Here is a 6,996-nt window from a genome sequence, read left to right as displayed (position 1 = left end):
TCCATAGGAAGGTGTAACCGCCCGAAAAAAAGAGCTTACCTGAGAATGAACCATTTTTGTTAGGTAAGACTCCGGTTTTAGGGGGCCTGGCCGCCCCTTACAACGTAGCAGCTCTCCAGCAGCCCAACAGTCCCCTTTTCAAGTAATTCTCCTGCATATGTGCAGGATAGAGCGATGATCACCTTTAAATAAGAGCAAGTTGGTGCAAAAGTGCAGGATAGCCCTCACCCTCAAAAGGGTAACGACCTTTTTTAAAAAGATCTGGCCTTTTCCATTCCTCGTTCTCTACTAGTGTTCATTCCATCCTATGTATTTCTCCTATGTTCTCTATTCAATTGTTTTCTCACCCAAAATCCAGTTCCCCTCTCGCTACTTCCTCCCTTACTTCTTGTTTGCTTTTTAAAACTAATTGGTTTGCTTTCGTTTCGCCAAGCTTTATAAATGCACCATATTGATACTGTAAGGATTCTTCTAACAGGTAGCCCTTCAATTTTTCTTGATCGAAGGTATCAAGTCTCTGGCTTGATGTGCTTTTTTTCACTTCTATCACTATAAGATTTTGATTTGTTCCTCTCTTATGAACAATAATATCTGGATAGACAGACCTCCTCCCACTCAGCAAATCTTCTTTACTAATCCCATTCAGCATGCTCATTATTTCTAAACCAAATGTTTTTCTATCACCTAGGTTTCTATTGTATTCCACGTCGACATCCCACTCATAAAAAACTACTCCTAGATGTACCGCTAATCTGTGGCATATCGATCGCTCGTTGGAATGATTAGCTATAATCTCCTTATCAAAATGATATAGCCTTCTAAGCGCGTTGTTTAATCGGTTTTGAATAAACGTCTTATTCATCCTATGGCTCCTTCACTGTTGTGCGATATAAAACAAACTTAAGGCGATAAACAAAGTGGTCATTTTCAGCCTTTTCTATAAGGCGACTATGGTCAGCTCATGATTTAACAGGAATTTCTCCCACTATAATAGTCTGATTCGCTGGACAAGTGAAATAGTGGGATTTTCTCCCGTTAATTCAGCCGTTTCGGGGAGTTTCCAGCATATTACCTAAAATTAGAGGGACAAATTCCTTTTAAATGCCTCCGAAGCCCAAAATCCTTTGAAATAGAGGGAGAAATTCCAGCTAATTCAAATTAAATAGAGTGAACTGTTGAAAGAAAATAAAGTCTTAGACTGTCGCTGCTTTGTTGACCTAATATTCTCAGTCAGTTTAAATTGTTCAAAACATCACTAACTTGAAACAAGTCTGAGCATATGTAGTCTGGGGTTATGTCTTCAGGCTTTGTTTTATTGAACCTATTCAGCCAAATTGCTCTGATCCCCACATTCTGCGCACCACGTACATCGCTTAATAAAGAATCTCCAATATGGATTACTTCTGATGGATCTAAATTTAATCTTCGAAGCGCTTCTTGAAAGAGCTCAGGATTAGGTTTGTACGACTTAACATCCTCACTCGTTATTACGCCATTAACCTGGATAGCGTGATATCTCATTGCTTCATCAATATCTTTTGTATCTATATTAGATAGAATCAGCGTCGTTAAACCATGCAACGATTGAAGAAAAGGTCGTGTATCATCAAAAATTTTGGGTCTTAACCAATGATTGAATTGGATCTGTATAATGTCTTCCGCTACGCAATTTGAATTGAAGTTCCGTATGGTCTCTGAAAGCGAGGAAATGCCCAAGCTTCGTTGTGTTTGAAACATATCGCCACAACTACTACTGAATGCAGCCATGAATGTTTTCCACCAAAATTTACTAATATCCTTGATTTCACAATGTGTGTTTGATGAAGATCTTACCCGTTCACAAACAATAGGGATAATTTCGTCATCCTCATGAACAAGAGTGCCATAGAAATCCACGAACACTGCTTTAATAGCCATACTTATGCCCCCTCGATTCATATCCAATTAATCTATGCCACTTCAAATTCATCTCACTTTATCCTATATTATATTAACGCGCTAAAGTAATATTGTAAACTTATACCTTAGATCTACTCCAAGTTATTCTGCCCGTCAGCTTAGCCAACGGGCGTCAGTCTAACACCTTATTTTCTTCTGACATGAACTGAAGAGAAATCCTAAACAAAATGTTACATGACTGGAGCTTTAACATTTTTTCGAGGTGTACGACGTCGCTTATCTCGCCAGTTTTTCGCAATAAGAGCATAGCGTTCGAAGCAAGGATTTGTGGTACAGTAGAGGTTGTAAAACAGAGAAACTTACTCGAGTTTTGTATGTATATGGCAATCTACGGTTGTCCAAACGAGCTAAACGAGGCAAACGGGAAGGCTGGTTCTGGTTCTGGAATGGTTCTGGCACTAATTCAAACTTCCATGAAGAATCACTATCAATAAAGGGCATAAGCAGTAAGAGGAAGGTTAATTTAAAATAACTATTAGTTACCTAGAAGACTGAATATGTTCATTTCGGCTATTAGCTGCCTTTTTCGCAGTTGGATTATGTTTATTTCGGTTGAGAGTTGTGGCGATGCCTGATACTTCTACACTTATTTAGTTAACTGGAACACGAAAAGAAGCATGGTTTATGGCCATACTTCTTTTCTATCATTTCCTCCCATTAGAGAACTTCACTCTCTGTACTCTAACACTCTTCAGTAAGCTTCACTTTTCATTTGATCATTATATTATTTAGTTGAGACCAGCTTCGATATTTTGTCGGCAATATCCTCCGCTTGTAACAAGGAGGAGTAGGAATCTGCTGCAAAATATTTCTCCATATCAATTTCGATAATCCGATTGTTTTTCACTGCTTCCAAAGATGTCCATGTCGCTGGTAATTTAGGCGGTTCCTTGCCATTTACGGTAAGGATAATAACATAATCGCCTACATAATCATTTACCGTTTCCCAAGAGACTTCAACACGGCTCATTTTCTTATCGATGATTTCACTTTGAACTTTAGGAGTAGGCTTCATTCCCAAAATATCGTAAGCAGCTCTGCCGCCTCGCTCCCCCATGTCGCCAATGACCATTAAAAATTTATCTACCGTGATATAATCAACGATCGAAATCGTTGCATCACTCGCAATGGCATTTTTAATTTTTTCGCGGGCAGCGATTTTCCGTTTTTCAAAATCGGCCACAAACTGTTTAGCCTCTTCTTCTCGGTCAAGAATTACGCCCATCGCTGTAATTTCTTCCTGAATCGTTGCGTATTGGCTTGTATCAAATACTACGGTTGGAGCGATATTAGAATAGTTGCTATAGGCATCTTTATTCCAAGTGATAATGATGTCTGGCGCCAGCTCTACTACTTTTTCGAAAGAAATACTTCCTTCCGCCCCAATATCTTGAACCGTCTCATCTAAGAAAGGCTTGAGGAACTGAGAATACTCCAGTTGAGTATTCGATGCTCCAACTGGCGTCACCCCAACGGCTAAGACTGGCCCCAAATCCCAATCAACAACAACACGCTCGGGATTGGCCGGAACGTTAACATCTCCCATGACCGTTGCTATTTTCCGTAAACCTGTTTGCTCAATCGCTTGGTTAGATGGCGTATTTTGTGTCGACTCCGTTAACGGATGATTGTTGCTGCTAGTGTTCCCGTTTCCGCAAGCTGCAAGCAGCAGCGTAAGCACGAGCATTAGCGTTAATCCTATTGTCTTTTTAGTCCCCTGTAACATCTGTGTATCCCCTTCGCCCTTTATTCGATAATGATTATCATAATCAATATAGCAAGCGGAAGTATTTTTGCCCATGGAGGATAAGAACTCTTCCCATGGACTATCTGAAACGATCAGGCCAGTCTTTACCTTACTTTTATATTGAATAGGCGTTGTTCCCACCTGTTTCTTAAACAGTCGGGTAAAATAAAAGACGTCGCTATAACCGACGTTTAAAGCAATTTCCTGTACGGTGGCATCGGTTTGAATAAGCAGATCCTTCGCTTTAGCCATCCTCGTCTGGATGACGTATTCAATAGGACTTCTTCCCGTACGGCGCTTAAACTGCTTCGATAAATGCTGAATGCTATAATTCCATACCTCTGCCATAGTTTCAAGTGAAATCGGTTCATGATAATGTTGGTGAATGTATTGAACGATCTGTTCCACTACATCCGTTTCTTTAGGGGCAACTCCCTGATGCTGCAACTGGTCTACCAATGTATATACGAACTGATAAAATTGAATTTTCGCTTGGAACCGTTCCTTAATCTGTCTGCGATTCCATTCCTCATACATCGATTCCATATGACGATACAGAACAACCGGAGCATGAGGCTTGCATGCATACTGCAGTTGAAAGGGGTTGTTGATATGATAAGCCTTCAATATGGCTTTGCTAGCTTTAGTGTGGATACTGCCTCTATATAAAATGTAATAGTAAGTGACGTCCTCATGCCCAGCCTCTAACTTAATGGTACTGCCTTTTCCTGCATGCAGGATAAAAAATCGTTCTACGGGGTGCCGAACACCATCCAACCAGATGGTACCTTGTCCTTGTACGACAAAAATAAAACTGCTCGCTGGGAGTAAATGTTGCTGTTTCCTCTGTCTACGTATCACATGTTGCCGAATGTCCGCCAATTGAATCCACGATGTGTCCCACATTTGGATGTATTCTTCCCAATTCACTGTTAATCCCCCCAAATCCAATAGCCTGCGATCCCTTGCAGCTGCAAAAACCAATACAATTTAGAATCGTAAACGATAACCATTATCATTGTCAAATCAATAGGGGCTGCCTTTATCACTCGGAATTGGCATTCTACACGGTTATAAAGTAACATATGGAAAAAACCTTTTGTCTCATTTGTATGATGAATAGGAATTTCTCCCGTTTATCCATGCCTTCCTCTAGTTATAATGCTTACAATCGCCATCAAGAAAGGAAGCCTTTATCTATGAATATACCACTGCTGTACATAGAGGATGACCAAGAAATCGGTAGCTTTGTTTGCCAGCATTTGAAAGATCAAGGCTATGACGTCCGTTGGCAAAAAAGCGGCGAAGGCGCTGTTGAAGCTGCGGCTGGCTGCAAGCTTGTCATTCTCGATGTCATGCTGCCTGGACTCGACGGTTTTACCGTGGGACAGCGGCTCAAGAAGTCCGCACCGGATACCCCGATCCTCATGCTTTCTGCCCGCACCTCCATCGATGACAAGCTGCAAGGCTTGCAGTTTGCTGACGACTATCTGACCAAGCCGTTTCATCCCGATGAACTGACTGCTCGCGTTGAAGTGCTGCTTCGCCGTTCAGGCTCCCGCAGTGCTGAGCCCCTAGTCGTCAAGCATCTGCTCGTGCATGAGGAGCAGAACCGCGTCGAAAACAGGGATACTGGCGAAGAAATTACGCTTACGGGCAAACAATTTCATATTTTCAGCTATATGCTTCGCCACATGGGACAAATCTTGACGAAGGAGCAAATTTACGAGGCTGTTTGGGGAGAAGCCTTCATCGAGGGCGATAAAACGCTGATGGTGCATATTCGGTATTTGCGGGAAAAAATCGAACGGAATCCTGCTGCCCCCGAAGTGATTGAAACCGTACGGGGCATCGGTTATCGGGTACGCCAGTGAAAAAGGTGAAACAGCGTTCCCGTGCCATGAGATTCCGCCAAACCTTGCTGTCCCGCTATTTGCTCATTATTCTCTTTGCCTTTTTATTTATCCCAATCGTATTCCCCATTGCCTCCATTCTTTATGTCGTTATTCAGGAGAATACAAAGGCTTCAGATGAAAACTTTCTGAAGTATGGGAGCAGCAATGAGCTTGCCGCCATGTGGCATGAGCAGGCCAGCCAGCTGCAAGAAAACGACGCAGCCCTGATCGACCGCACGCTGCAGCAGTTGAAGCAAACGTATCCGGAGGCTTCCTTATTCTGGGTCGATTCTGCAGGCCAAACCAGGCTGCAGCTGCCGCCGCAGAAGCAGCTGCAGCTCCAGTGGAACGCAGCGGATGCTATTCAATTTATGAAAGCGAGCATTAATCAGGACCCTTTTACCGTCGTGTCCTTCTTTGGGCCTGACCATTCCGAGACCGGCTTCATGGTGCTGCAGCTGCCGCGGTCCATTATCCAGATGGAGCGGCCGCTTGGAACCGGTACGCCTTTATATATTGCCTTTCTGATTATGATGTTCGCCTTCTTCTTCCTTGTATCGCTGCTGTTCTTCCGCAGCATTCGCAAGCGGCTGCTTAGTATGCAGGCTGCGATGTCACTTCATGGGGACAACGGTCTCCCGCAGCCCATTATCCTGAAAAAACATGATGAAATCGGACAGCTGGAGATGGCCTTTAACGATATGGTCGTACAGCTGCAAGAGAGCAAGGAACGCGAATACGAAGAGGAACAGCTTCGCAAGCAGCTCATTTCGAGCCTTTCGCATGATTTGCGGACACCTTTGACGGTCATGAGCGGCCATCTGTACTCCCTGAAAAAAGAAACGCTCAGCCCGAGCGGGCAGGCTTCCGTCAAGCAGTTGGGACAAAAAATCGCCAGCATTGACAGCCTGATTGAAAATTTGCTCTCTTACACGTTAATGACCAGCGGGCGTTACCCGCTCAGCCTCACTGAGCAGGACGTGCTGCGCATCCTGCGCGAGAGCGCTGCCTCTTGGTATCCCCTTTGGGAACAGGCGGGCATTGCCGCAGAGATTGAACTTCCTGATGAACCTATGCTCCATGCTGTCGACAAAGCCGCGCTTCGCCGCGTATTCGATAACCTGTTCCAAAATGTAACCCGACATGCCGCAAGCGGAGCCTTTATCGGGCTGTCGGTAGAGCTATTCCAGCAGAGAACCGCCATCGTCATACGCGACCACGGCCGCGGGCTTGAAGCGGAGTCGGCCAGCAAAGGCTATGGCATTGGGCTTGCCATCGTCGACTACCTCCTGAAGGAGATGAAGCTTGATTGGCATACGGAGAGCAGCTCTGAGGGTACAAGCATATTCATCATTGTTTGAATAAGTAACGATTGGCGATGCCGCTCTATTTTTT

General features: G+C 43.8%; 5 protein-coding genes. 2 read left to right on the top strand and 3 right to left on the bottom strand.

From position 1 onward, the window contains the following. Positions 1-343: 343 nt before the first annotated feature. The 3 genes from FJQ58_RS03830 to FJQ58_RS03820 all read right to left on the bottom strand — a co-directional run bounded on the left by FJQ58_RS03830 (position 344) and on the right by FJQ58_RS03820 (position 4,636). The gene (locus FJQ58_RS03830; protein WP_139991109.1) at positions 344-862 is read right to left on the bottom strand and encodes a hypothetical protein; all 519 of its coding nucleotides are present in this window, start codon (positions 860-862) and stop codon (positions 344-346) included. Positions 863-1,230: 368 nt separating this feature from the next. Continuing rightward, entirely contained in the window at positions 1,231-1,917 is a 687-nt protein-coding gene (locus FJQ58_RS03825) for an HAD family hydrolase (RefSeq protein ID WP_139991108.1), read from the bottom strand. A 766-nt stretch (positions 1,918-2,683) separates the two neighbouring features. Beyond that, entirely contained in the window at positions 2,684-4,636 is a 1,953-nt protein-coding gene (locus tag FJQ58_RS03820) for an AraC family transcriptional regulator (protein ID WP_139991107.1), read from the bottom strand. Between the two features lie 269 nt (positions 4,637-4,905). Here FJQ58_RS03820 and FJQ58_RS03815 point away from each other — a divergent pair, with 269 nt between their 5' ends. Both FJQ58_RS03815 and FJQ58_RS03810 read left to right on the top strand, forming a co-directional pair. Then, complete coding sequence (locus FJQ58_RS03815) at positions 4,906-5,580, top strand: response regulator transcription factor (RefSeq protein ID WP_139991106.1); 675 nt, start codon at positions 4,906-4,908, stop codon at positions 5,578-5,580. Next, positions 5,577-6,962, top strand: a complete 1,386-nt coding sequence (locus FJQ58_RS03810) for a sensor histidine kinase (protein WP_238403775.1) — start codon at positions 5,577-5,579, stop codon at positions 6,960-6,962. The genes FJQ58_RS03815 and FJQ58_RS03810 overlap by 4 nt, the downstream gene beginning before the upstream one ends. Positions 6,963-6,996 lie beyond the last annotated feature (34 nt).

Origin of the sequence: Paenibacillus paridis (genome assembly GCF_006345825.1) — a bacterium.
GTDB classification, from domain to species: domain Bacteria; phylum Bacillota; class Bacilli; order Paenibacillales; family Paenibacillaceae; genus Pristimantibacillus; species Pristimantibacillus paridis.
The sequence above is the reverse complement of the archived record's forward strand: the minus strand, read 5'-3'. Positions and strand labels throughout refer to the sequence as shown.